This window comes from Ruegeria sp. AI3 (assembly GCF_056541245.1).
The window spans coordinates 80,059-102,130 of sequence record NZ_JBQFYA010000001.1 but is presented as its reverse complement, the minus strand read 5'-3'; the positions used below and the strand labels follow the sequence as shown (position 1 = coordinate 102,130).

General features: G+C 59.4%; 22 protein-coding genes and 1 tRNA gene. 10 read left to right on the top strand and 13 right to left on the bottom strand.

What is annotated here, in order from left to right; genetic code table 11:
• The first annotated feature begins 1 nt into the window (after position 1).
• Positions 2–976 carry an HAD family hydrolase gene (locus ACRZ95_RS00515; protein WP_170676009.1) on the top strand — a complete coding sequence of 325 codons (975 nt, stop codon included), beginning with the start codon at positions 2–4 and terminating at the stop codon, positions 974–976.
• Between the two features lie 24 nt (positions 977–1,000).
• The gene (gene cls / locus ACRZ95_RS00510) at positions 1,001–2,413 is read left to right on the top strand and encodes a cardiolipin synthase (protein WP_170676008.1); all 1,413 of its coding nucleotides are present in this window, start codon (positions 1,001–1,003) and stop codon (positions 2,411–2,413) included.
• Here cls and ACRZ95_RS00505 read toward each other — a convergent pair.
• A complete protein-coding gene (locus tag ACRZ95_RS00505; protein WP_170373652.1) occupies positions 2,410–2,844 on the bottom strand; it encodes a potassium channel family protein in 435 nt (144 codons plus the stop codon). The genes cls and ACRZ95_RS00505 overlap by 4 nt on opposite strands.
• A gap of 159 nt (positions 2,845–3,003) precedes the next feature.
• On the opposite strand from ACRZ95_RS00505, the gene ACRZ95_RS00500 reads away from it, so the two are divergent.
• The 3 genes from ACRZ95_RS00500 to ACRZ95_RS00490 are packed head-to-tail and all read left to right on the top strand — an operon-like array spanning position 3,004 to position 7,083.
• On the top strand, positions 3,004–3,651 hold the full coding sequence (locus tag ACRZ95_RS00500) for an ABC transporter ATP-binding protein (protein ID WP_170676007.1): 648 nt from the start codon (positions 3,004–3,006) through the stop codon (positions 3,649–3,651).
• Positions 3,648–6,053 (top strand): FtsX-like permease family protein, encoded by a 2,406-nt coding sequence (locus ACRZ95_RS00495; RefSeq protein ID WP_170676006.1) that lies wholly within the window; start codon positions 3,648–3,650, stop codon positions 6,051–6,053. The genes ACRZ95_RS00500 and ACRZ95_RS00495 overlap by 4 nt, the downstream gene beginning before the upstream one ends.
• Entirely contained in the window at positions 6,043–7,083 is a 1,041-nt protein-coding gene (locus ACRZ95_RS00490) for a lipocalin-like domain-containing protein (protein ID WP_170676005.1), read from the top strand. Before ACRZ95_RS00495 ends, ACRZ95_RS00490 begins: the two co-directional genes overlap by 11 nt.
• Before the next feature lies 1 nt (position 7,084).
• Here the strand turns inward: ACRZ95_RS00490 and ACRZ95_RS00485 are convergent, their stop codons facing one another.
• The 4 genes from ACRZ95_RS00485 to ACRZ95_RS00470 form a co-directional block, all read right to left on the bottom strand.
• Positions 7,085–7,516: a universal stress protein gene (locus ACRZ95_RS00485; protein ID WP_170676004.1), complete on the bottom strand. Its 432-nt coding sequence runs from the start codon at positions 7,514–7,516 to the stop codon at positions 7,085–7,087.
• Positions 7,513–10,125, bottom strand: a complete 2,613-nt coding sequence (locus ACRZ95_RS00480; protein ID WP_170676003.1) for a TRAP transporter permease — start codon at positions 10,123–10,125, stop codon at positions 7,513–7,515. The genes ACRZ95_RS00485 and ACRZ95_RS00480 overlap by 4 nt, the downstream gene beginning before the upstream one ends.
• 102 nt (positions 10,126–10,227) lie before the next feature.
• Entirely contained in the window at positions 10,228–11,196 is a 969-nt protein-coding gene (locus ACRZ95_RS00475) for a TAXI family TRAP transporter solute-binding subunit (protein ID WP_170373646.1), read from the bottom strand.
• A 403-nt stretch (positions 11,197–11,599) separates the two neighbouring features.
• Positions 11,600–11,685, bottom strand: a tRNA-Leu gene (locus ACRZ95_RS00470).
• A 145-nt stretch (positions 11,686–11,830) separates the two neighbouring features.
• Between ACRZ95_RS00470 and ACRZ95_RS00465 the strand changes: the two genes are divergently transcribed.
• Both ACRZ95_RS00465 and ACRZ95_RS00460 read left to right on the top strand, forming a co-directional pair.
• Positions 11,831–12,409, top strand: a complete 579-nt coding sequence (locus ACRZ95_RS00465; RefSeq protein ID WP_170638758.1) for a YqaA family protein — start codon at positions 11,831–11,833, stop codon at positions 12,407–12,409.
• Entirely contained in the window at positions 12,406–12,873 is a 468-nt protein-coding gene (locus ACRZ95_RS00460; RefSeq protein WP_170676002.1) for a disulfide bond formation protein B, read from the top strand. Before ACRZ95_RS00465 ends, ACRZ95_RS00460 begins: the two co-directional genes overlap by 4 nt.
• Here ACRZ95_RS00460 and ACRZ95_RS00455 read toward each other — a convergent pair.
• Entirely contained in the window at positions 12,870–13,457 is a 588-nt protein-coding gene (locus tag ACRZ95_RS00455) for an HNH endonuclease (RefSeq protein ID WP_170373643.1), read from the bottom strand. The genes ACRZ95_RS00460 and ACRZ95_RS00455 overlap by 4 nt on opposite strands.
• A 213-nt stretch (positions 13,458–13,670) precedes the next feature.
• On the opposite strand from ACRZ95_RS00455, the gene ACRZ95_RS00450 reads away from it, so the two are divergent.
• Both ACRZ95_RS00450 and ACRZ95_RS00445 read left to right on the top strand, forming a co-directional pair.
• Positions 13,671–14,276, top strand: coding sequence for an rRNA large subunit pseudouridine synthase E (locus ACRZ95_RS00450; protein ID WP_170676001.1), 606 nt, complete (start codon positions 13,671–13,673; stop codon positions 14,274–14,276).
• A gap of 32 nt (positions 14,277–14,308) precedes the next feature.
• A complete protein-coding gene (locus ACRZ95_RS00445) occupies positions 14,309–14,734 on the top strand; it encodes a VOC family protein (RefSeq protein ID WP_170676145.1) in 426 nt (141 codons plus the stop codon).
• 5 nt (positions 14,735–14,739) lie between these two features.
• Here ACRZ95_RS00445 and ACRZ95_RS00440 read toward each other — a convergent pair whose 3' ends face one another.
• From ACRZ95_RS00440 to ACRZ95_RS00425, 4 genes are read right to left on the bottom strand one after another with little or no spacing between them, the layout of a single operon-like run.
• Positions 14,740–15,042, bottom strand: a complete 303-nt coding sequence (locus ACRZ95_RS00440; protein ID WP_170676000.1) for an antibiotic biosynthesis monooxygenase — start codon at positions 15,040–15,042, stop codon at positions 14,740–14,742.
• Entirely contained in the window at positions 15,036–15,539 is a 504-nt protein-coding gene (locus ACRZ95_RS00435) for an N-acetyltransferase family protein (protein ID WP_480554367.1), read from the bottom strand. The genes ACRZ95_RS00440 and ACRZ95_RS00435 overlap by 7 nt, the downstream gene beginning before the upstream one ends.
• A 2-nt stretch (positions 15,540–15,541) precedes the next feature.
• Positions 15,542–16,207: an alpha/beta hydrolase gene (locus ACRZ95_RS00430; RefSeq protein ID WP_170479682.1), complete on the bottom strand. Its 666-nt coding sequence runs from the start codon at positions 16,205–16,207 to the stop codon at positions 15,542–15,544.
• Positions 16,204–16,836, bottom strand: coding sequence for a DNA-3-methyladenine glycosylase 2 family protein (locus ACRZ95_RS00425; RefSeq protein WP_170675999.1), 633 nt, complete (start codon positions 16,834–16,836; stop codon positions 16,204–16,206). The genes ACRZ95_RS00430 and ACRZ95_RS00425 overlap by 4 nt, the downstream gene beginning before the upstream one ends.
• Positions 16,837–16,933: 97 nt before the next feature.
• Between ACRZ95_RS00425 and ACRZ95_RS00420 the strand changes: the two genes are divergently transcribed.
• Positions 16,934–18,160, top strand: coding sequence for an MFS transporter (locus tag ACRZ95_RS00420; protein WP_170676143.1), 1,227 nt, complete (start codon positions 16,934–16,936; stop codon positions 18,158–18,160).
• On the opposite strand, the gene ACRZ95_RS00415 is transcribed toward ACRZ95_RS00420, so the two are convergent.
• Genes ACRZ95_RS00415 through cysS form a run of 3 tightly spaced genes read right to left on the bottom strand, consistent with a single transcriptional unit; the run spans position 18,161 to position 22,023 of the window.
• A complete protein-coding gene (locus ACRZ95_RS00415; protein ID WP_170675998.1) occupies positions 18,161–18,943 on the bottom strand; it encodes a squalene/phytoene synthase family protein in 783 nt (260 codons plus the stop codon).
• On the bottom strand, positions 18,940–20,574 hold the full coding sequence (gene cimA / locus ACRZ95_RS00410; RefSeq protein WP_170675997.1) for a citramalate synthase: 1,635 nt from the start codon (positions 20,572–20,574) through the stop codon (positions 18,940–18,942). Before cimA ends, ACRZ95_RS00415 begins: the two co-directional genes overlap by 4 nt.
• Positions 20,575–20,631: 57 nt before the next feature.
• Positions 20,632–22,023 (bottom strand): cysteine--tRNA ligase, encoded by a 1,392-nt coding sequence (gene cysS / locus ACRZ95_RS00405; protein WP_170675996.1) that lies wholly within the window; start codon positions 22,021–22,023, stop codon positions 20,632–20,634.
• Positions 22,024–22,072 lie beyond the last annotated feature (49 nt).

Sequence of the window (22,072 nt, the reverse complement as noted above, 5' to 3'; positions counted from 1 at the left end):
CATGAAACACGCTGTTCTAAGCGCCCTTTTGTCCGTCGCCCCTTTTTCACTGTTGGCGGACCCTCTGCCCAGTTGGACGCAAAGTGAATCGAAGGCGGCGATTGTAGAGTTTGTGGAGGCCGTGACCGACCCTGACGGCCCGGATTATGTCACCCCTGCGGACCGGGTCGCGGTCTTTGACAATGACGGCACGCTTTGGGCGGAACAGCCGGTCTATTTCCAGTTCATCTTTGCTATGGATCGACTAGCCGAGATGGCTAAGCAAGATCCAAGCATCCTGACCACTCCGACCTTGAAAGCTGCTGCAGAGGGTGATCTTGCTACAATCCTAGAGGGTGGTCACGACGCGTTGATCGAGGTCGTCAATACCTCGCATTCCGGCGTCAGCGTCGAGGCGTTTCAGGCGGCGGTAGCCGATTGGCTCGACAATACGCAGCACCCTGATACCGGTTTACCCTTTGATCAGATGACCTACCAACCAATGGTCGAGCTGCTACGTTATCTGCGCGATGAGGGGTTTACGACGTACATCGTCTCAGGCGGCGGTCTTCATTTCATGCGAGTCTTTGCCGAACAGGCCTATGGTATCCCGCCTGAACAGATCCTCGGCACGTATGGCACCACCAGCTATGCTCAGGTCGACGGGGTTCCGACTATCGTCAAGGAACCGGGCATCGCCTTTATCGACGACAAGGAGGGCAAGCCAATCAACATCGAACGCACGCTCGGCAAACGCCCCATTCTGGCCGGAGGGAACTCGGACGGCGATTTCGCCATGATGGAGTGGACCACGGCGGGTGATGGTCCGCGTCTTGGAGTCCTTGTCCACCACACGGATGCGGAACGGGAATGGGCCTATGACCGCGAAAGCCCAATTGGCCGCTTGGTTGACGGGTTGGATAAAGGCCCCGACATGGGCTGGGTTATTGTGGATATGGCGCAGGACTGGTCTCGCATCTACACTGGCGCTAACTGACCTGCGCCGGAGGCCCTCAACCCTATGTGGACATTGCTTGTTTCTGCCCTCGTTTTTTGTCTCTACGTGACGGCAGGCGTGTTCTCGCTGCGCGCGGCACAAACCGCGCGTACCCCTCAGGGGGCCGTGGGCTGGGTGGTCTTCCTGATTTCGGCCCCCTTCTTTGCGGTGCCGATGTATCTGTTTTTGGGCCACCATCGCTTTCGCGGCTACCGCATCGCGCGGCAGGAAAGCGAGCGCGTTGTCGAAGGCATCAAGACCTTTGCCGACTATTCGAAACCCGACCCCTCTACCATGACACTCAACCCGCGTCCTTTCGAGGTTCTGGCCCACCTGCCCGTCTCGCGTGGGAACGGGGCTGAGTTGCTGGTCGATGGGCAGGCCACGTTTGATGCGATTTTCAAGGCCATCGACGCCGCTAAAAACTACATCCTGATTCAGTTCTACATCGTCCGGGATGATACGCTTGGGCAAGAGCTGCAGAAAAAGCTGATCGCCGCGGCCAAGCGCGGGGTACACGTTCGGTTCATGACGGATGCCGTCGGCAGCTACGGCCTTCCACCAACGTATCTCGAAACGATGCGCGATGCTGGGATAGATGTGGCCGACCCCAAAGAACAACGCGGCCCGAACTTCCGGTTTCAGTTGAACTATCGCAATCACCGCAAAACGGTGATCATTGATGGCGAAACCGGATTCATTGGCGGCCACAATGTAGGGGTCGAATATCTGGGCCAAAGCGACAAATTTGGCCATTGGCGTGACACACACCTGAAGATGACCGGCCATATCGTGCGGCAGCTACAGCTGATTTTCTGCGAAGACTGGCACTGGGCGCGCGACGAGGATCTGATTGACCACCTTGATTGGGCAGGAAGCGAGGCCGAGCAGGACATGAACGCCCTATTGGTGGCAACCGGGCCGGGAGATGACACCGAAACCGGTGCCATGCTGTTCTTTGCTGCGATCGCAGAGGCCAAGGAAAGGCTATGGATCGCCTCGCCCTATTTCGTGCCGGATATCGACATCATGACCGCCTTGCAGCACGCGGCCATGCGCGGCGTCGATGTCCGTATTTTGTTACCAGACGTGATCGACCACCGCCTGCCCTGGCTGGCTGCCTTCGCCTATTTCGACGAGATTCGAGACTGTGGCGTGCGCGTGTTCCGCTACACTGACGGGTTCATGCATCAAAAAGCGTTCGTGGTGGACGATGCTCTGGCTGCGGTTGGAACGACAAATCTGGACAACCGCTCATTCCGGCTGAATTTTGAGGCGATGGCGCTGTTCTTCGACCCGCGCGCGGCGGAAGCCGTCAGTGAGATGCTGTCAGCCGATTTCGAGAACTGTTACGAGCTAACGCGATCAATGTCCCAGCAACCAGCCCATATCCGCTTTGGCGCCCCTCTGGCGCGGCTCTTTGCCCCTATTCTTTAAGAGAAAATTCGGTCCTGAAATACGCGCGTCATCATGGCAACCATGTAAGCGGTCGACAGGCCAAAGGCCAACAGCCCTGCCACAGAAGCGAAAGATCCGAAAATCCGAAGTGCCTCACCCAGAACAATGTCGCCGTAGCCCAGGGTCGTGAAGGTCACCAAGGAAAAGTAAATCGCGGTGTTCCAATCCGGCAGAACGTCGAGCAACACCCAGACGATCGCCCAAATCCAAACCTGAATGGTGTGGATCGCGACAATGAAAACGAGAGCCACCGCAATCGGCATCGCCGTGCCCATAAACACGCCTCTCTTTTCCAGATTGGTTTCCATCTTCATGATCACCACAGTACACCACGTCAAAAGCAGGATTTCGACCAGAAAACAAAGGCCCAGAAACGTGCTTCCCCAGACAATCTGATGTAGCAAGGTCATGTTTTTACGTCCTGAATCAAGCTGCGGTAAGGTCGTCTCAGCATGACCTTTGCAGCCCGCAAGCACAAGGGCACAGGCCGATGTCACGTATCAAGACCCAGTCGGCACTGGACAGCGGATCAAACAGTTGCACATCTAGGACAAAAAGCGAGGCGGATCATGCTGTTGTCGATTGAACATGTTCACAAGACCTATCCCGGTGGACGGCCTGTGCTGCAGGATGTCTCGCTGTCGCTGGACCACGGCCAGACCCTGGCGCTGACCGGTGAAAGCGGCAGCGGCAAATCCACCTTGCTGAATCTATCTGCCGCGCTGGATCATTTCGACGCCGGAGAGATCACGCTGGACGGTATTGCTCTGTCGGGTCTGGATGATGCCGGGCGCGCCGGGCTGCGGCGGAAACACGTTTCGCTGGTGTTTCAGCAGTTTAACCTGATCCCATCGCTGACGGTTGCCCAGAACCTCTCCTTCCACGCGCGGCTGGCCGGGTGTCATGATCCAGACTGGGAGGCACATCTAGCTGATCGCCTTGGCCTGAGCGATCTTCTGTCCCGCTTTCCTGAGCGACTGTCCGGCGGTCAGCAGCAACGCGTCGCCATCGCGCGCGCGATGGCCGTGAGGCCCAAGCTGCTGCTCGCGGATGAGCCGACGGGCAATCTGGACGAAACCGCCAGTGCAGTCGTTCTCGATCTGATGCTGTCCCTCGTGACCGAAACAGGTGCCGCTCTGCTGTTGGTAACCCATTCGCAAGATATCGCAGGCCAACTGGATCGCAGAGTTCACTTGGCGGGCGGGCGTATTCAATGACTGCAGCTGTTGTACAAGCGCTTTTGTCTCATTGGCGAAGCCATTGGTTGCAGCTTGCTACACTGCTCATCGGGATCGCCTTGGCAACCGGGCTTTGGTCGGCGGTTCAGGCGATCAATGCTGAGGCCCGCGCCAGCTACGCCCGTGCCAATGCGCAGCTTGCCTTGGGCCAATTTGACGAGCTGCGCGATCCTTCGGGCGCGATCCCGCTGGACCGCTATGCAGACCTTCGCCGCGCCGGGTGGCAGGTCGCAGCGGTGCTTGAGGGGCCCTATCGCATCCAAGGCCGAACGCTGCGCGTGTTAGGCGTCGACATGGTCGCCTATCCGGCCCTGCCTGCGATCACCGAGGCTGAAGCAGAAACGGATCCCGCTGATATCCTGACGGCACCGGGCCGCTTGCTGGCCTCCGCTGAGTTGGCCACCCTATTGCAGTCGCAAGACGATCTGCCGCCGGTCCTGATAACAACCGAGCTTCCACCCGATGTCATTCTGACCGACATTGGAGTTGCCGAAACCTTGCTCGAGGCGCCCGGCCAGATTTCTCGCCTTGTCGTTCTACCGAATCAACCTCGCTCGGTCCCTCCATTGTCCGAAATCGTGCCCGAATTGGAGCGGGTCAGCCCCGCCTCACAAGTCGATACCGCGCAGCTGACCGATAGTTTCCACCTGAACTTGACCGCGTTTGGAATGCTGTCCTTTGCCGTGGGGCTGTTCATCGTCAACGGCACAGTCGGTTTGGCTTTTGCGCAGCGTCGCGGCATGATCCGAACGTTGCGGGCGCTTGGTGTCTCGATGCGGCGGCTGGTCTGGTTGATCCTGGCTGAACTGACCCTGCTCGCCCTGATTGGAGGCATCATCGGCCTGATCCTGGGCTTCTTCCTCGCCGGAGCACTTTTGCCAGATGTTGCCGCCACATTGCGCGGTCTCTATGGCGCACCTGTGACCGGGCAATTGACCCTCCAACCCGCATGGGCATTGGCCGGATTAGGAATGGCGCTTGGAGGCACCCTGATCGCAAGCGCACAAGCCCTTTGGCGCCTGTCCCGCATGCCGTTGTTGGCTGGCCCGGGCGTGCAGGCCTGGCGCGGAAGCGGACAAGGCCAACGGCTAGCGGCCTACTTCGGCTTGGCGCTGCTTGTCTTCGGGGGCTTCGCTTACACCACGGTCGGAGACCTCCTCGGAGGTTTCGCACTATTGGCGGGCCTGTTGACGGGCGCGGCATTGCTGTTGCCGCTCAGCCTGTCCGTCACGTTAAACCTCTGTGCCCGTCGCGCCCACGGCCCGGTTGCGCAATGGGTCTGGGCCGACATGCGCGCACAACTGCCCGGTCTGTCGCTCGCTCTGATGGCGCTGCTGCTGGCCTTGGCGGCGAATATCGGCGTGGGAACCATGGTCTCCAGCTTCCGACTCACCTTTGTCGGTTGGTTGGATCAACGACTGACATCCGAGCTTTACCTGACGGCCGAAAGCGACCAACAGGGGCGTGAGATCGCCCAGTGGCTAGAGCCACAAGTCACCGCCATCCTCCCCATCCGCAACGTGGAACTGGCGCATGAAACCGGGCCGTTGTTCCTCTACGGCGTGGTCGACGACCCGACCTACCGCCAGTATTGGCCACTGATCGCGCGCGCAGATGACAGTTGGGATCAGGTCATGTCGGGGGATGCAGTGTTGATCAACGAACAGCTTGCGCGACGCGCCGACCTCTGGCCCGGTGACGAGCTGCGGCTTGGTCCGAACCACCAACTGCCAGTCGCAGGGGTTTACTCGGACTATGGCAACCCGACCGGACAGGCGATCGTTTCGATGGCGCAACTGGACCTGATCGCACCGGGGCAAGAGGCGCGCCGGTTCGGCATTCGGCTTGACCCAAACCGCGCAACCGAGTTGGCGCAGACCCTGCGCGAGCGGTTCGGTCTTGCGCCTCAAGCCGTTGTTCAGCAGGCCGCGATGAAGGCCCAATCCCGCGCGGTTTTCGAGAAGACATTTGTGGTGACCTCCGCCCTGAATGTCCTGACACTTGGGGTTGCCGGGTTTGCCATCCTCACCAGCCTCCTGACGCTCTGGACGCAGCGACTGCCCCAGATTGCTCCTGTTTGGGCGCTTGGACTAGACCGCGCGCAATTGGCGCGGCTGGAGCTTTCGCGCAGCGCCATTTTGGCCGCGATGACGGCTTGCCTTGCACTGCCACTTGGGCTGATCCTCGCATGGGTGCTGCTCGCTGTGATCAATGTCGAAGCCTTCGGCTGGCGGCTGCCCATGTATGTCTTCCCGTGGGACTGGCTGGTTCTCTTCCTACTGACGCTGATTGCCGCGCTGGCCGCAGCCGCCCTGCCCGCCCTTCGTCTGCTGCGTCTACCACCCGCCGACTTGCTGAGAGTATTTGCCAATGAACGCTAAGACCTTATTAATAACCCTGCTGCTTCTATTCCCCTTTGGCGCATTGGCTCAGGGGTATGCGGGGCTTGGAGGTTCCGCCGAAGGCTTCAAAGTCCCTCAGCGCGGCTACACGTTCGAATTCCCCTTAGATCACGGCCCTCATCCCGAGTATCGGATCGAATGGTGGTACCTGACGGCTAATCTGAAGGGCGACGACAGGAAGGACTATGGCATTCAATGGACCCTGTTCCGATCAGCCCTCAAACCCTTTGAAACCGAAGGCTGGCAGAGCCCTCAGATCTGGATGGGCCATGCGGCCGTCACAACACCAGAACGCCACTTCTTTGCGGAGCGCCTGTCGCGCGGCGGTGTGGGTCAGGCCGGTGTCATCGCCGAACCATTCGCGGCGTGGATTGACGAATGGCGGATGAGTGGACCTGACTTTGAAATTCTGTCCCTGACGGCCCATGGCGCGGATTTTGGCTATGACCTTGCGCTGAACGCCCAAGGGCCGTTGGTCTTTCACGGGGACGCTGGCTATTCGGTAAAATCCGCGGACGGTCAGGCAAGCTACTACTATTCACAACCGTTCTACGCTGTGGAAGGCACGTTGCACCTGCCGGACCGGGACGTCACGGTCACCGGCCAGGCATGGTTGGATCGCGAGTGGTCCTCGCAGCCGCTGGCCGAGGATCAAAGCGGATGGGATTGGTTCTCGCTCAGCTTTGACACCGGCGAGAAGCTAATGGCATTTCGCCTGCGCGGCGATCGACAGGACTATACGGCGGCCACTTGGATCAATGCGGATGGCAGCACGCGGGCGTTGCCCGACGGGTCCGCCTCCTTCACGCCGCTTGAAACCGCGCCGGTCGCCGGGCGCGACGTACCGATACGCTGGAACGTCGCACTGCCGGATTATGACTTGGATGTTGAGGTCGCAGCCTTGATCCCCGATGCTTGGATGGGAACGCGATTTGAGTACTGGGAAGGCCCGGTCACCGTCTCAGGCAGCCACGCCGGGCACGGCTATCTGGAGATGACCGGATACTGATCTATCGCACGACGTAGACTGAGACGTTTGCGTGCCGCACCACGCGGGCGGCGTTCGGCCCCAGAAGATAGTCTTTCAAATCCGGCTTGTGCGCACCGATAACGATCAGGTCCGACCCCGCACTTTCTGCGGTTTTCAGGATCTCCTGATAGGCGGTCCCGGTGGCGACTACATGCCGGACGGAGGCATTACGCTCAGCGCCCAAGGTCGCCACGCATAGCTCGGTCAACTCAACCTGTGCCTGTTCCAACGCCTTTTCGTGGTGGTCGGTCTCGAAGAACCCCGAGACCCAGCTTTCACCATAGTCTGGCAGGACGGTCACCACATCCAGTTGCGCGCCGTCCATATCTGCCAGTGCGACCGCTTTCTTCAGCACAGGGCTGTCCAGATCACCGTTGCTGATGTCTACGGCGCAGAGAACCGATTGTGTCATGCCGCCACCTCTTCTTGTCTGGCGGCCCGGCCGCGTTGCAGGAAGGCGATCAAGCCCAACAAGAGCATCGCCGGGATATAGATCAGCTGTTTCGGAGGCTGACCGGACGGCAGGCTGACCGAGCTCAAACGCACCGCGTCATCGCCGTAATAGTCGAAAATGCCCAACTCATCCGCGACGGGCGAACCGAAAAGCGGCTCTTCGAGTTTGACCAATCCGTCCTCCTCCAACAGCAGCAGACCCATGGCGTCAACGCGCGCGGCACCGCCCTCTTCATCGCCGACAGTCACGACAACGGTAGTGTCCGTCATCTCGAGCGTGTCGAAGTCCGGTCCACTGACAACAACGCGGACCTCGGTGCCCGGAAGCGTTTCTCCGATGGTTTCCACGAAGGCGGCTGGCTCGACCGAGCTAAAGGGTGGCGAGATCCGGTCCATGAAGAAGTCTGGCCGGAACAGCGCAAAGGCCACCGCGATCAGAGCAACGCTTTCATAGATGCGGTTATGGGTCAGGAAATAACCCATGGTACCCGCCGTGAAGACCAAAATCGCAATCGTAGCAAATATGGCAACGGTGATCCCTTCGGCCCAGGTCACGTCGATCAGCAGCAGGTCTGTGTTGAAGATAAACACAAACGGCAGCGCAACGGTCCGCAGGCTATAGAAGAAGGCCGTGAAGCCGGTACGGATCGCATCACCACCGGACACAGCCGCAGCCGCAAAGCTCGCCAACCCGACCGGAGGCGTCACATCCGCCATGATCCCGAAGTAGAACACGAACAGATGTACGGCGATCAGCGGCACGATCAGCCCGCTCTGCGCACCAAGTTCAACAACCACTCCGGCCATCAGCGAGCTCACCACAATGTAGTTCGCCGTGGTCGGCAGGCCCATGCCAAGAATCAGGCTGAGGATACCAACCATCACCAGCATCAGGATCAGGTTGCCGCCCGACAAGAACTCGACCAGATCGGCCATCACCTGGCCCACACCGGTCAGCGTCACGGTGCCAACGATCACGCCCGCCGTGGCCGTGGCCAACGCGATCCCGATCATGTTGCGAGCGCCGTCGATCAGGCCTTGCCACAGATCTGCAACTCCGTCGATGAAGCGGTTGTAGACCTCGCTCTCGTCCCGGAACATCGCTTTGAGCGGCTTCTGCGTCAGCAGGATCACGAACAGTAGCGCCGTTGCCCAGAAGGCGGACAGACCGGGTGATTTCTGTTCGATCATCAGGAAGTAGACCAGCACGATGATCGGTAGCAGATAGTGCAGACCGGCCTTGTAGATGTCCGCGATGACCGGCAGTTCAACCTCTTTGGCGTTTGGATCATCCGGCTCAAGGTCGGGGACCTGCGCAGCAAGATAAAGCAGCGCCACATAGACTGCGCAGACGATCAGGCTCAGCAACATGCCAGCGGCGGTTGGCACCATGCTGGTGACCGCTTCGACCGGGTATTGCGAGCCATAGCATAGGCCAGCAAAGACGATGAAGAAGGACAGCATCCCGACCACGGTCCGCGCGAGGTGAACCTCACGGTTGCCCAATGTTGGCATGTTCCGCTTCACGGCTTCCAGATGCACGATATAGACCAGCGCAATGTAAGAGATCGCCGCCGGCAGGAAGGCATGGGTGATGACCTCAACATAGGAAATACCCACATATTCCACCATCAGGAAGGCCGCGGCCCCCATGACGGGTGGCATGATCTGGCCGTTCACGGACGAGGCAACCTCGACCGAGCCCGCCTGTTCACTGGAGAAGCCGACGCGCTTCATCAGTGGAATGGTGAAAGTACCGGTTGTCACAACGTTTGCAATCGACGAGCCAGAGATCAGACCGGTCGCCGCCGACCCCACAACAGCCGCCTTGGCCGGACCACCGCGCAGGTGGCCAAGGGCACCGAAGGCCATCTTGATAAAGTAATTCCCTGCCCCGGCTTTATCGAGCAACGCCCCGAATAGCACGAACAGGAAGACGAATTTCGTCGAGACTCCAAGCGCGATGCCGAACACGCCCTCAGACGTGATCCACATATGGCTCATCGCTTTTTTCAGACTCGCGCCCTTCCAACGGATCACCTCAGGCACCCATTCGGACGAGCCGAAAAACACATAAGCTAGGAAGATCGTCGCGATGATCGCCATGGCCGGGCCAAGCGCACGACGCGCGGCCTCGAACAGCAACAGCAACCCACCCAGCGCGACCCATTTATCGGTGTCGTCCGCCAGACCGCCTGCATTCACGATCTTATCGTAGAAAAAGTAGCCGTAGAGCGCCACAAACGCGCCCAGCAGGCCCATGATCCAGTCCTGCACGGGTATATAGTTCCGAGGGCTGGATTTCAGCGCCGGATAGGCCGCAAAAGCCAAGAACATCGCAAAGGCCAGATGGATCTGGCGCGAGTTGTTGACCACGCTGCCGGGCAAAACGACGTTTGATACTGGCGAGGCCAAAACGACCTGAAACACCGACCAAAGCGCGGCGACGATTGCCAGAAAGATCCCGACACTACCGACCGGGTTACGACCGCCCGCGTCGGAGGAGGCTACAAGCTCCTGCAGCTCTTCTTCGGATAGCGGTCGGTTGGATTGCGTGTCGGAACTCATATAAATGTCTCCCCGTCATATGGCCTTTTTGGCCTTATTTTTGCCCGTTCGATCCGGGCTTGGGTTGCAGGGCGCCCTTGGGCACCCTGCTTCAGGTCTGGTTTACTGAACCCAGCCTTTTTCTTTGTAGTACTTTTCAGCACCCGGATGCAGCGGAGCCGACAAGCCGTCCGCGATCATCTCTTCCGGCTTCAGGTTTGCAAATGCAGGGTGCAGCTTTTTGAAGTCGTCGAAGTTCTCGAAAACCGAGCTGACAACTGCATACACAGCATCTTCCGACACATCTGCCGAGGTAACGAACGTCGCGCCAACACCAAAGGTAGTGGTGTCACCGTCCGAGCCACGGTACATGCCACCCGGAATGGTCGCGGTACGGTAGTACGAGTTGCCGTCGATCAGGCCGTCAATCGCGTCGCCAGTGACGTTCACCAGAACGGAATCACATGCGGTGGTCGCTTCCTGGATCGAACCCGACGGGTGACCAACAGTGTAGATCATCGCGTCGATCTGGTTGTCGCACAGAGCTGCCGACTGCTCGGCCGCTTTCAACTCGGATGCCAGTTCGAAGTCGTCCAGAGTCCAGCCCATGGCTTCCAGAACAACATCCATGGTGCCGCGCTGACCGGAACCGGGGTTGCCGATGTTTACGCGCTTGCCTTTGAGATCTTCAAAGCTGGCGATGCCGGAATCGGCACGGGCCACGACGGTGAAGGGCTCAGGGTGTACCGAGAATACGGCGCGCAGGTTTTCGAAGGGGCCAGCCTCTTCGAATTTCGATGTGCCGTTATATGCGTGGTACTGCCAGTCGGACTGGGCCACACCAAACTCCAGCTCACCCTCGCGGATGGTGTTGATGTTGTAGACCGAGCCGCCGGTCGATTCGACCGAGCAACGTACGCCGTGTTCCTTGCGGCCTTTGTTGACCAGACGGCAGATCGCACCACCGGTGGGATAGTACACGCCGGTTACGCCACCTGTGCCGATGGTGATGAACTCTTCCGCATAGGCGGCAGGTGCCATCATTGCAGCGGTCACAAACGCGCCGAGGCTAAGCTTGCTGCTGTTTTTCATTTAAGAACTCCCATTATTATGACTTGGGCGGGAAAAGGCTGACGCCTCCCTTCCGGGACCCGCATTGGGGATTGTGCCGATAGGTCAGATCAATCCGCATTGCAACAGGGCCAGCTGTATAGATTTTCCGATATCTCCCAATAGGTCCGAGGTTTCATTCAGATACGCTGAAAGTCAAGGCCAGCCCTTCAACAGAACGCCCCACGCATCAGATATGAGGTTGTTTTCAAATCTTTCCCCATCGCGCGGCGGTTTCTGAGCCCTTGGCCCCGCATCGCGGCAAAACGCATTTTGTTCATAGGATCGCGGGTTTGATGCCCAACAAGGGTGCACATGCGTAGCAAGACATCACCAGAAAAAGAAAAAACAGAGAGCAGGTTCCCCTAACTCTCTGTTTTTACTTTGGTACCCAAGGCCGGACTCGAACCGGCACGGTATCACTACCGGGGGATTTTGAATCCCCTGCGTCTACCATTCCGCCACTTGGGCCACGGACATTGGATTAGCGTCCCTGACTGGGAAGGTCCAGAGGCAAAAACACACTGCCCCGTCGATTGTTGGCCGCACGGCAGTTGACCCTTCCGCACGCCCGTGGTTTGCCTGTCACGACCTGAGACGCGACTGTGAGAGTGTGATGCTGCGATCCCTGTATGACTGGACCATTCGGCTGGCCGAGCACCCTCATGCCCTATGGGCGCTTGCCGTCGTGTCCTTTATCGAAAGCTCGTTCTTTCCGATTCCACCCGATGTCCTGATGATCCCGATGATTCTGGCGCGCCCCTCGAAGGCGTGGCTGATTGCAGGCGTGGCCCTGGTGGCCTCGGTTCTGGGCGGCATGCTGGGCTATGCGATTGGTGCCTTTGCCTATGAGAGCATCGGACAACCCATTCTCGAATCCATGGGCAAGGCCGACGCGATGGAAGAGTTCAACACCCGCTTCAACGATTTCGGCTTCTGGGCCGTGCTGGCCGCCGGTGTGACCCCCTTCCCCTACAAGGTGATCACCATCATGTCAGGATGGACCGGCATGCCGCTGGGCACCTTTATTGCGACCTCGATTCTGGCGCGCGCGTTGCGATTCTTCCTTGTGGCAGGCCTGTTGTGGAAGTTCGGAGAGCCGATCCGGGACTTCATCGAAAAGCGCCTCGGGCTTATGTTCACCCTGTTCATCATCCTGCTGTTTGGCGGGTTTCTGGCGGTTAAATATCTATGACAAAACGATCGACTTACGTGATCCTGGCAGCCGGAGGGTCGGCGGCCCTGTTGTTGGGCGCATGGGGATTTCAGCATATTGGCGGTCTCGCCCCGTGCAAAATGTGCATCTGGCAACGCTACCCCCATGTTGCTGCAGTCGTGATCGGCGCTCTGGCCTTGGTGCTGCCAAAACTCAACCCGCTACCGCTGATCGGAGCCTTGGCCGCGATGATCACGGCCGGAATTGGCTTTTTCCACGCGGGCGTCGAGCAAGGATGGTGGGAAGGTCCCTCAACCTGCACCTCGGGTGATATCGGAGGGTTGTCGGCAGAAGAACTGATGAACCAGATCATGGCCGCCCCGCTGGTGCGCTGCGATGAGATTCCGTGGGAAATGTTCGGCCTGTCCATGGCCGGCTGGAACGCAGCCCTTTCTGCGGTTCTTGTTCTGCTCTGGCTGGCCGCGTGGCGGGCGAAGGCTTAAGCCTCGTCCAGTTCCGCGTCCCAATAGAGGAAGTCGATCCAGCTGTCATGCAGGTGGTTCGGCGGGAATTTCCGCCCAATATTGCGCAAGGCCTCCGCATCGGGCTGACGCGGTGGTTTGCGCAGGCTCATGCCTGCCTGACGCAGCGACTTGGAACCTTTGCGCAAGTTACATGGGCTGCACGCGGCAACCACGTTCTGCCAGCTCGTCACCCCTCCGGCGGCACGCGGCACAACGTGGTCAAAGGTCAGGTTGTCTCGGCTTCCGCAATACTGGCAGCGGAATTCATCCCTAAGAAATAAATTAAAGCGCGTGAAGGCCACGCGCTTTCTGGGTTTTACATAGTCTTTGAGGACAACCACCGACGGTATTCGGATCTCGGTACTCGGGCTGCGGACCACTTCGTCATATTCAGCCACGATGTCGACCCTGTCCAACCAGGCCGCCTTGACCGCCTCCTGCCACGGCCACAGAGACAAGGGGTAGTAGGATAAAGGGCGGTAGTCGGCATTCAAAACCAAGGCCGGATGCTGTTTGAGCATACCCGGCTCTCTTACAAAATCGGTCCTGAAGTCTCCGTCCATCACAGAATCGCTCCTCGCTCTCAGCTGCCCGTTTGTGACACCAGAGCGGAGAGCACCCGCTCCGGCCTTAAGATAACTATATATCGTGTTAAAACTCTGACAAGCCCTGAGTTTCCACAATATGTCGCAGACTGGGTAAGCCGAATCCGTAACAGCCAGATGACAGTTATCCACAGGTTGCACACAGCGTGTTTTGCAGGCTATGGCGGAGGTATGAGCTGGTTCATTCGATTCAACAAACCCTTTGACGTGCTGCCGCAGTTCACCGACCGCGCAAACGCCGAGTCGCCGCGCAGCACCCTGTCGGATTTCATCGACCTGCCCGGCGTCTATCCCGCTGGTCGGTTGGACCGTGACAGCGAAGGGCTGATGCTGTTGACCGACAATGGCAAGCTGCAGGCGCAGATATCAGACCCCAAGCACAAGATGGTCAAAACCTATTGGGTGCAAGTCGAGGGCGAGCCAGATATGGCGGCCCTCAAGGCCCTGCGCGATGGGGTCGAGTTGAAGGATGGCCTAACCCGGCCCGCCAAGGTGCGGGAAATTGAAGAGCCCGAAGACCTATGGCCTCGCACCCCTCCGATCCGCGAACGCAAGACCGTGCCGGACAGCTGGATCGAGCTGACGATTCGCGAAGGCAAGAACAGGCAGGTGCGCCGGATGACAGCGGCCGTTGGCCTGCCGACCCTGCGCCTGATCCGCTGTCGCATCGGAGACTGGACGCTTGAAGGGCTCAAGACGGGCCAGTGGGACAGCCTGCCGATGCCGCAGATACAGGCTACGGCTCAGCGCAAACGGGATCGACGCCCCCGACGGTGACAGACCACACGCGCCGGGCTAAACTGAACCGCATGAAGGTGACACCCGAGATACCGGCCCCCTCTGCCATCTTGGAAGCGGCGCTTTATGTCGATGATCTGGACGCCGCCGAACGGTTCTACGGTGAGGTTCTGGGGCTGGAAAAGATACAACGCATTGAGGACCGCCACGTGTTTTATCGGGTCGGAGCCTCTGTTCTGCTGATATTCAATCCTGAAAAGACCCAGCAGCCACCTCTGAACCCAGATCTGCCTGTCCCTCCGCACGGCGCGCTTGGGCCGGGGCATGTGTGCCTCGTCCTGACGCGGGATGAGATGGCTGCAATGCGAAAGCATCTGCTAGATTGGAACATCCCCCTGGATGCCGAGTTCGATTGGCCAAACGGCGCGCGGTCCCTTTACGTGCGCGATCCTTCTGGCAACTCAGTCGAATTTGCCGAAGGGCACCTTTGGGCCTGAAACCGTCAGCGCAAGGGCTGCTTTTCTCCGCCCACTACGCGATAGATCTCGCTTGAGATCACCCCAACCTCAGCCAATACGGCTTGGAAGGTAGCCATATGCGCGGCGGCGAAATGCGCCTCTAACGCGGCCTGATCCTGCCATTCTTCATAAACCCGGAAGAGGTTCGCATGGCCCAGAACCTGGCTGAATTCATAGATCAGGCAGCCCGGTTCTTTCACCGTTTCAGCGACCATCGCCCTTGCAGCCTCTGCTGCCTTGTCCACATGATCGGCCGAGACTTCGACGGTTCCGGTGACAATCAACATGCGTTGCCCTTTCCAAGATCAAAGCGTTTCGAAATTCGATTGACCGGTGTGCCATCCCGCAGTGGGCGGCCATAGTCCACAGAATAGTCAACGAACCCCATTTTTCCGTAGTAGCCAAGGCCCGGCGAATTGTCCGCGCGTATGGTGGCGTTGATCGCCTTGAACCCCAAGGTCGCCGCTGTTTTCGAGGTTTCTTGAAACAACGCACGCCCTGCGCCGCGCAACGGAGGATCGCGCCGTGTGAAGGTCGCAATATCCGCGCAATCTTCGGGCAGTGCATCATGAGTACCCAACCACTGAAAACCGGCTACCGCGCCTTGGTCGTCCAGAGCGACGTGGCAGCAGATCTTATCGACCCCGGTCAGATAGCTTTCTGCAAACAATGCCTCCGAAAACGGAATTTCATGTGCGGTTGTCCCACCTGCGGCGATGATATCGTTGAGGATGCGGCAGGCGTCGGCCACGTCCTCGGGCATCATGGGGCGAACCGCAATCACAGCTACAGGCTCAGCTTGTCGCGCATGAAGGCCAGCGCAACGCTCAGGCCATCAGGAGCGATGCCGTGGCCGGTGCCTTTCATGACATGGGCGTAGACCTCTTTGAAATCTGCCGCTTGCAGGGCCTCGGCGGCCTCGGGCAGCGATTGCGGAGGCACCACGTCATCCGCATCCCCATGGACCAACAGGATCGGCATCCGGCTGACGGTTTCGTCAGGCAACAAATCAGGTTCCAGCAAACGGCCTGAAAAGGCGACGATGCCAGCCACTGGGTCCTCACGGCGCGGGGCGACGTGCAGGCTCATCATCGTGCCCTGGCTGAATCCGAACAATACAACCTGCTCGGGAAGCACGTCTTCGTCCACCATCAGCGCGTCGAGGAAGGCGTTGAAGTCGTCGCTCGCCATCTCCATGCCGCGTCGGGATTCCTCCTCGGATGAGCCGTCGATCCACGGGATTGGGAACCACTGAAACCCATTTGGCATTCCGGGGATTTGTTCCGGCGCATCGGGGGCTACGAACAACGTGTCGGGCAAATGCTCGCCCAATGGGTCGGCAAGGCCCAACAGATCGGCCCCGTTCGCCCCATAGCCGTGTACGAACACCACGACCGAGCGTGTGTCGCCCGAAACCGGCTCTTTCCTGAGCGCGTTCAAAACCCGTGTCATCTGATCCCTTCTCTTTGCTTGGCCACCCGGTAATAGGCCCACAAAACCCGCGCCGCAACCGACCGCCAGGGCGACCATACCTCGGCCATCTGTCGCAACTCTTTGTCCGTTGGACGTTTGGGTAAGTCGTAAAGAACCCGGGCAGCCTCTTGCAGCGCCAGATCGCCCGGCGCCATCACGTCGGCGCGGCCCAGCGAGAACATGGCGTAGATCTCGGCGGTCCAGACACCGATGCCGGATACTTCGGTCAGGGTCGAGATGACTTCTGCATCAGGCGCGTCGCGTAACGCTTTGTAATCAATACGTGCTTCGGCCAGAGCACGGGCATAGCGGATCTTCTGTCGGCTTAGCCCGACGGCCCGCAAATCCTCATCAGTCGCCCACATGATCTTGCGCGGGCCGGTCAGTTTCGCCTCCTGCATCCGTTTCCAGATCGCATTGGCCGAGGCCACGCTGACCTGCTGACTGACGATTGCGCTCAACAATTGCGCAAAACCATCCGGTTTGCGGCGCAGAGGCAGCGGCCCCGTCTGATCCATCGCATAGGCCATACGCGGACAGGATTGGGCCAGCCACTCGGCCCCTTCGGACACACAGGCGTTGGTTTCGATGATGCGTCCGACGGACATGTGCGCTCCGGTGTTTTGGGTCACTTGCACGTTAGGGCGCTTTGCCGCGTATGCAACCCGCTTGTGCAAGCTGCAGATCGCCGATACGCATGGCGTCATGACTGTGATCTCAGAGACTCCGAACGACTTTCAGGCCAAGCGTAACGTGGCCGTACTTGTGGCAGCGCAAGCTGTTCTGGGCGCGCAAATGCCGATGATGTTCATTGTCGGAGGGCTGGCCGGGCAATCGCTGGCCACAAACGCCTGCCTTGCGACGCTGCCCATATCGCTGATCGTTCTGGGATCGATGCTGGCGGCCACGCCCATCTCTGCGATCATGCAACGCTGGGGCCGCCGCGCCGGGTTTCTGGTCGGTACAACCGCCGGTTCGCTTGGCGGTTTGATCGGAGCATATGGTCTGTATCTGGGCTCTTTCCCGATCTTCCTGATCGGCAGCCTGCTGACCGGCATCTACATGAGCGCACACGGGTTCTACCGTTTTGCGGCGGCGGACACCGCATCCGACGCGTTTCGGCCCAAAGCTATTTCCTATGTGATGGCGGGTGGACTAGCGGCTGCCATAATTGGCCCGCAGATCGTCAAGCTGACCTCAACGGCCTATGTCATTCCGTTCCTGGGCACCTATCTGGCGGTGATCGGCATCAACGTCATCGGCTCGGCGCTGTTCTTCTTTCTCGACATCCCCACGCCGCCACGCGCGAGCGAAGACAGCCCCAAAGGCCGGTCGCGGATCGAGATGTTAAAGACCCCTCGGATCGCCGTCGCCATTATTTGCGCCATGGTGTCCTACGCTCTGATGAACCTGGTAATGACCTCGACCCCTCTGGCTGTGGTCGGGTGCGGATACACGGCCAATGACGCCGCAGATGTAGTGACTGGCCACGTGCTTGCCATGTATATTCCCAGCTTCTTCACCGGCCACCTGATCGCCCGTTTCGGCGTTGAAAAGATCGTAGCGCTCGGCCTTGCCATTCTCGGCGCCGCAGGCGTTGTCGCCCTTCAAGGGGTGGAGCTTGGCAACTTCTTCGTCGCGCTGATCCTGCTGGGGATCGGCTGGAACTTCGGCTTCATTGGCGCGACCTCAATGCTGGCCGATTCTCATGACGTGAGTGAGCGTGGCCGGATGCAGGGCATGAACGACCTTCTGGTGTTTGGCGGCGTGACCTTTGCCTCGCTGGCCTCGGGCGGGTTGATGAACTGCTCGGGTGGGTCCCCGGTCGAAGGGTGGACGGCTGTGAACCTCGCTATGGTACCCCTGCTCACGCTGGCCGGTGGCGCACTGTTGTGGCTAGTCCTGCGTCCGGCCGAGCCGGACACTGCCTGATCACCAGCGGCCCGTGCTGGCAGTCCACATCAGAGATAACCTGCGCCCGAGTTCCCCCTGCGCCAGATCCCCGCGCGCGACCCGTGCGGGATTGGCCAGAACCTTCCGCAAAACCCACTCGGCCTGCCATCCGGCATAGAGCGCCGGGCGAGCGGCGCGGGAAACCTCAGATCGCCTGCTGCGCGCGGACTTCAACCGCCTCAACGCAGTGTTTGCCAACGCGCGTACTCCGTCTTCAGTGCCATCGAGCAAAGGAATCCGCCCTCGGGCCTCCAGCTCCGGAATGGCCCGAAACCAGTTTGTCACACCGACTGCGTAGCCGAAATCGCGCAAAACGCCCTCATCCGCTGCCCCGAGAGATTGCGCAGCTACTACCATCAATGTGCCAGCGCTTTGATCGATGTAATTCTCGAAATGCTCGGTATCTTCGAACGGATCGCGGTAGATATCCCACCGCCTGACAGCCACGTATTCATCCAGCAAACCGGCCAGATGTGGCGACAACACCCTGGACAGAGGGGTCACCACCTCATGCCGCCGCACCTGTTGCCCTTCGGCAATCTCTTGCAAAGCGTCGCGCCACCATTGCAAGCGCATTTCGGCAATCATCGTCTCTTGCGTGACCCACGGCGCGCGCGCGATTTCGGCATTCAGCGCATAGATCGGAAACAATACGGCCCGCGCTTCGACGAGCGAGGCCATGGTGGCAAGAAATCGGTCCGGATCGGCCTTTTGCACAAGGGCCGCACAAGCCTTTACGTCTTCTTCAAAGACGGCGGTCACTCGGCCGCCGCTTTCCTATGCCCGCTATCGCGGATCAGTTTCCACTGGATCGCCTCCAGCAGTGCCTCGAACGAGGCGTCAACTATGTTGGCACTGACACCCACGGTCGACCAATGCCGCCCCTGCCCGTCTTCACTGTCGATGATGACGCGCGTTACAGCCTCGGTCCCGCCTTGGGTGATCCGCACCTTGAAATCGACCAGACGCATATCCGACAGCACCTGCGAATACTGCCCCAGGTCCTTTGCCAGCGCCTTGGAGAGCGCGTTCACCGGCCCTCGGTCGCTGCCTTGATCATCCACCGATTCACTGACCGAGAGCTTCTTTTCACCGTCCACTTTCACCACAACCACGGCCTCGGACAGGCTGACCATTTTGTTGTATTTGTTCTTGCGACGTTCAACGGTGACCTTGTAGCGCTTGACCTCAAAGAACTCGGGCATCTGCCCCAGCTCATCACGCGCCAGCAGCTCAAAACTCGCCTGAGCGGTGTCGTAGGAATACCCCTCAGCCTCGCGCTGTTTGATCCGGTCGAGGATACGGCCAAGGGCGGGATCGCCCTTTTCAACCATCAGGCCTGCGTCGGTCAGCCGTTTGAGCAGGTTCGATTGCCCGGCCTGGTTCGACATCGGGATGATCCGCGTGTTCCCTACCGTCGCCGGGTCGATATGTTCGTAGGTCGATGGGTCCTTGAGAATCGCACTCGCATGAAGCCCCGCCTTGTGCGCAAAAGCCGAGGCCCCTACGTAAGCCGCTTGCTTGCTCGGCACTCGGTTCAGGATATCGTCCAACATCCTGCTCACCCGCGTCAAACCGGCCAGCGCGTTCGGGTTCACACCGATCTCGAACCCCGAGGCATAGGGGTCCTTCAACAGCAATGTCGGGATCAGAGCGGTCAGGTTGGCATTGCCACATCGCTCTCCCAAACCGTTCAGAGTGCCCTGAATCTGGCGCGCGCCCGCATCGACAGCCGCCAGTGAACACGCCACCGCGTTTTCTGTGTCGTTGTGAGTGTGAATACCCAGTCGATCCCCTGGCAGGCCTGCGGCGACCAACTCGGACACAATGCGCCCGACCTCGGATGGCAAAGCACCACCATTCGTATCACACAACACTACCCAACGCGCTCCCGCGTCCAAAGCGGCCCGGCAGACCTCGGTCGCATAGGCCGGGTTGTCCTTGTAGCCGTCAAAGAAATGCTCGGCATCGAACAGCGCCTCACGCCCCTGCGCCACAAGATGCGCGACAGAGGCGCGGACGTTCTCGAGATTCTCCTCCAGCGAAATGCCAAGCGCATGGGTCACGTGGTAGTCATGGGATTTACCCACTAAACAGACAGCCTGCGTCCGGGCGTTCATAACGGCCGCCAGCACATCGTCATTCTCGGCCGACCGTCCAGAGCGCTTGGTCATCCCGAAGGCCGTCAACCGTGCGGTGGTCTTCGGAGCGACCTCGAAAAACGCGCTGTCCGTGGGGTTCGCACCGGGCCAACCGCCTTCGATATAGTCCACCCCAAGCGCGTCCAAAGCCTGCGCGATCTGCACTTTCTCAGCCGTCGAGAACTGCACACCCTGCGTCTGCTGCCCGTCGCGCAGGGTCGTGTCATAGAGATAGAGGCGTTCCTTGGTCATGGCTTGCTCCCGCTGGCCCAGAGTAGTCGATCTTTCCACGTGGCGCGCGGATTTCCTTCAAACATCTTCCAGTTTCGACGCATCAAATCCCGCAGCCGGAACCAGTTCAACGCCTTCTTTGCTCATGCGCACTTCCAGACCTGCAGCGACAAAAGCGGATTTCAAACGATCCACTTCCGAGAAGTCCTTGCTTTGCATCGCCGCGGCACGTGCTTCAGCCAACCGGGCAGCGAAGGTGGTCAGATCAACAACTTCGGCCCAAGCGCCCATATCGTCGCCCAAAAGCCCGAGAACCTGCGCGCTGGCCAGCAGACCAGCCGCATCTCCTTCCGCAGCCAAACGGTGCAGTTCGGCGATGGCACCCGCCGTGTTCAGGTCATCCGCCAGCGCCTCAATGACCGAGGGGGCCGCGCTGGCGGCGGGCTCGATGCCCGCTGTCAGCGCCCGCCACTTGCGTAAGGTGGCCTCGGCTTCACGTGCCTTCTTCTCGGTCCAGTCCATCGGTTTGCGATAGTGGGTTTGCAGGAAAACAAAGCGGATCACCTCACCCGGCACGCCCTGTTCCAGCAAGTCATGCACTGTGAAGAAATTGCCCAGCGACTTGGACATCTTCTTGCCTTCGACCTGCAGCATCTCGTTATGCAACCAGACGCGCGCAAACTCGCCCTCCGGATGGGCGCAGCAGCTTTGGGCGATCTCATTCTCATGATGCGGGAACATCAGATCATTGCCGCCGCCGTGAATGTCAAAACTCGCCCCCAGCAACTCATAACTCATGGCCGAGCATTCTATATGCCACCCCGGACGGCCCCGACCCCAAGGCGAGTTCCACCCCGGTAGCTCATCGGTCGAAGGCTTCCACAGCACAAAATCCATAGGGTTCTTTTTGTAAGGTGCAACCTCAACCCGCGCGCCGGCAATCATGTCATCGACCGAGCGACCGGAAAGCTTTCCGTACCCCGATTTCCAGCTATCGACAGCAAACAGCACATGACCTTCAGCGGCATAGGCATGACCCTTCGCGATCAGCCCTTCGATCATCTCAATCATCTGCGCGATATACTCGGTCGCGCGCGGCATAGCGTTTGGCTCCAACGCCCCAAGCGCGCCCATGTCATGCAGATACCATCCGATGGTTTCATCGGATCGTTCCTGCACCAACTGCTCCAATGATCCCTCGGCCCCGGCCTGTTTGCGGGCCAAAGCTGTGGCATTGATCTTGTCATCCACGTCGGTGAAGTTACGAACATAAGTGACCTGATCCGCACCGTAGACATGGCGCAGCAACCGATAGAGCGTGTCGAACACAACCACCGGTCGCGCATTGCCCAGATGGGCCCGATCATAAACGGTGGGTCCACAGACATACATCCGCACGTCGTCGGCCTTGATCGGAACGAAATCCTCCTTCGTCCGCGTCCGCGTGTTGTGCAGCTTGATTGTCGTCATCACTCGGGCTCCTAAAGCTTGCGCGTTGGCGCGGGCTTAGCAACTTGTC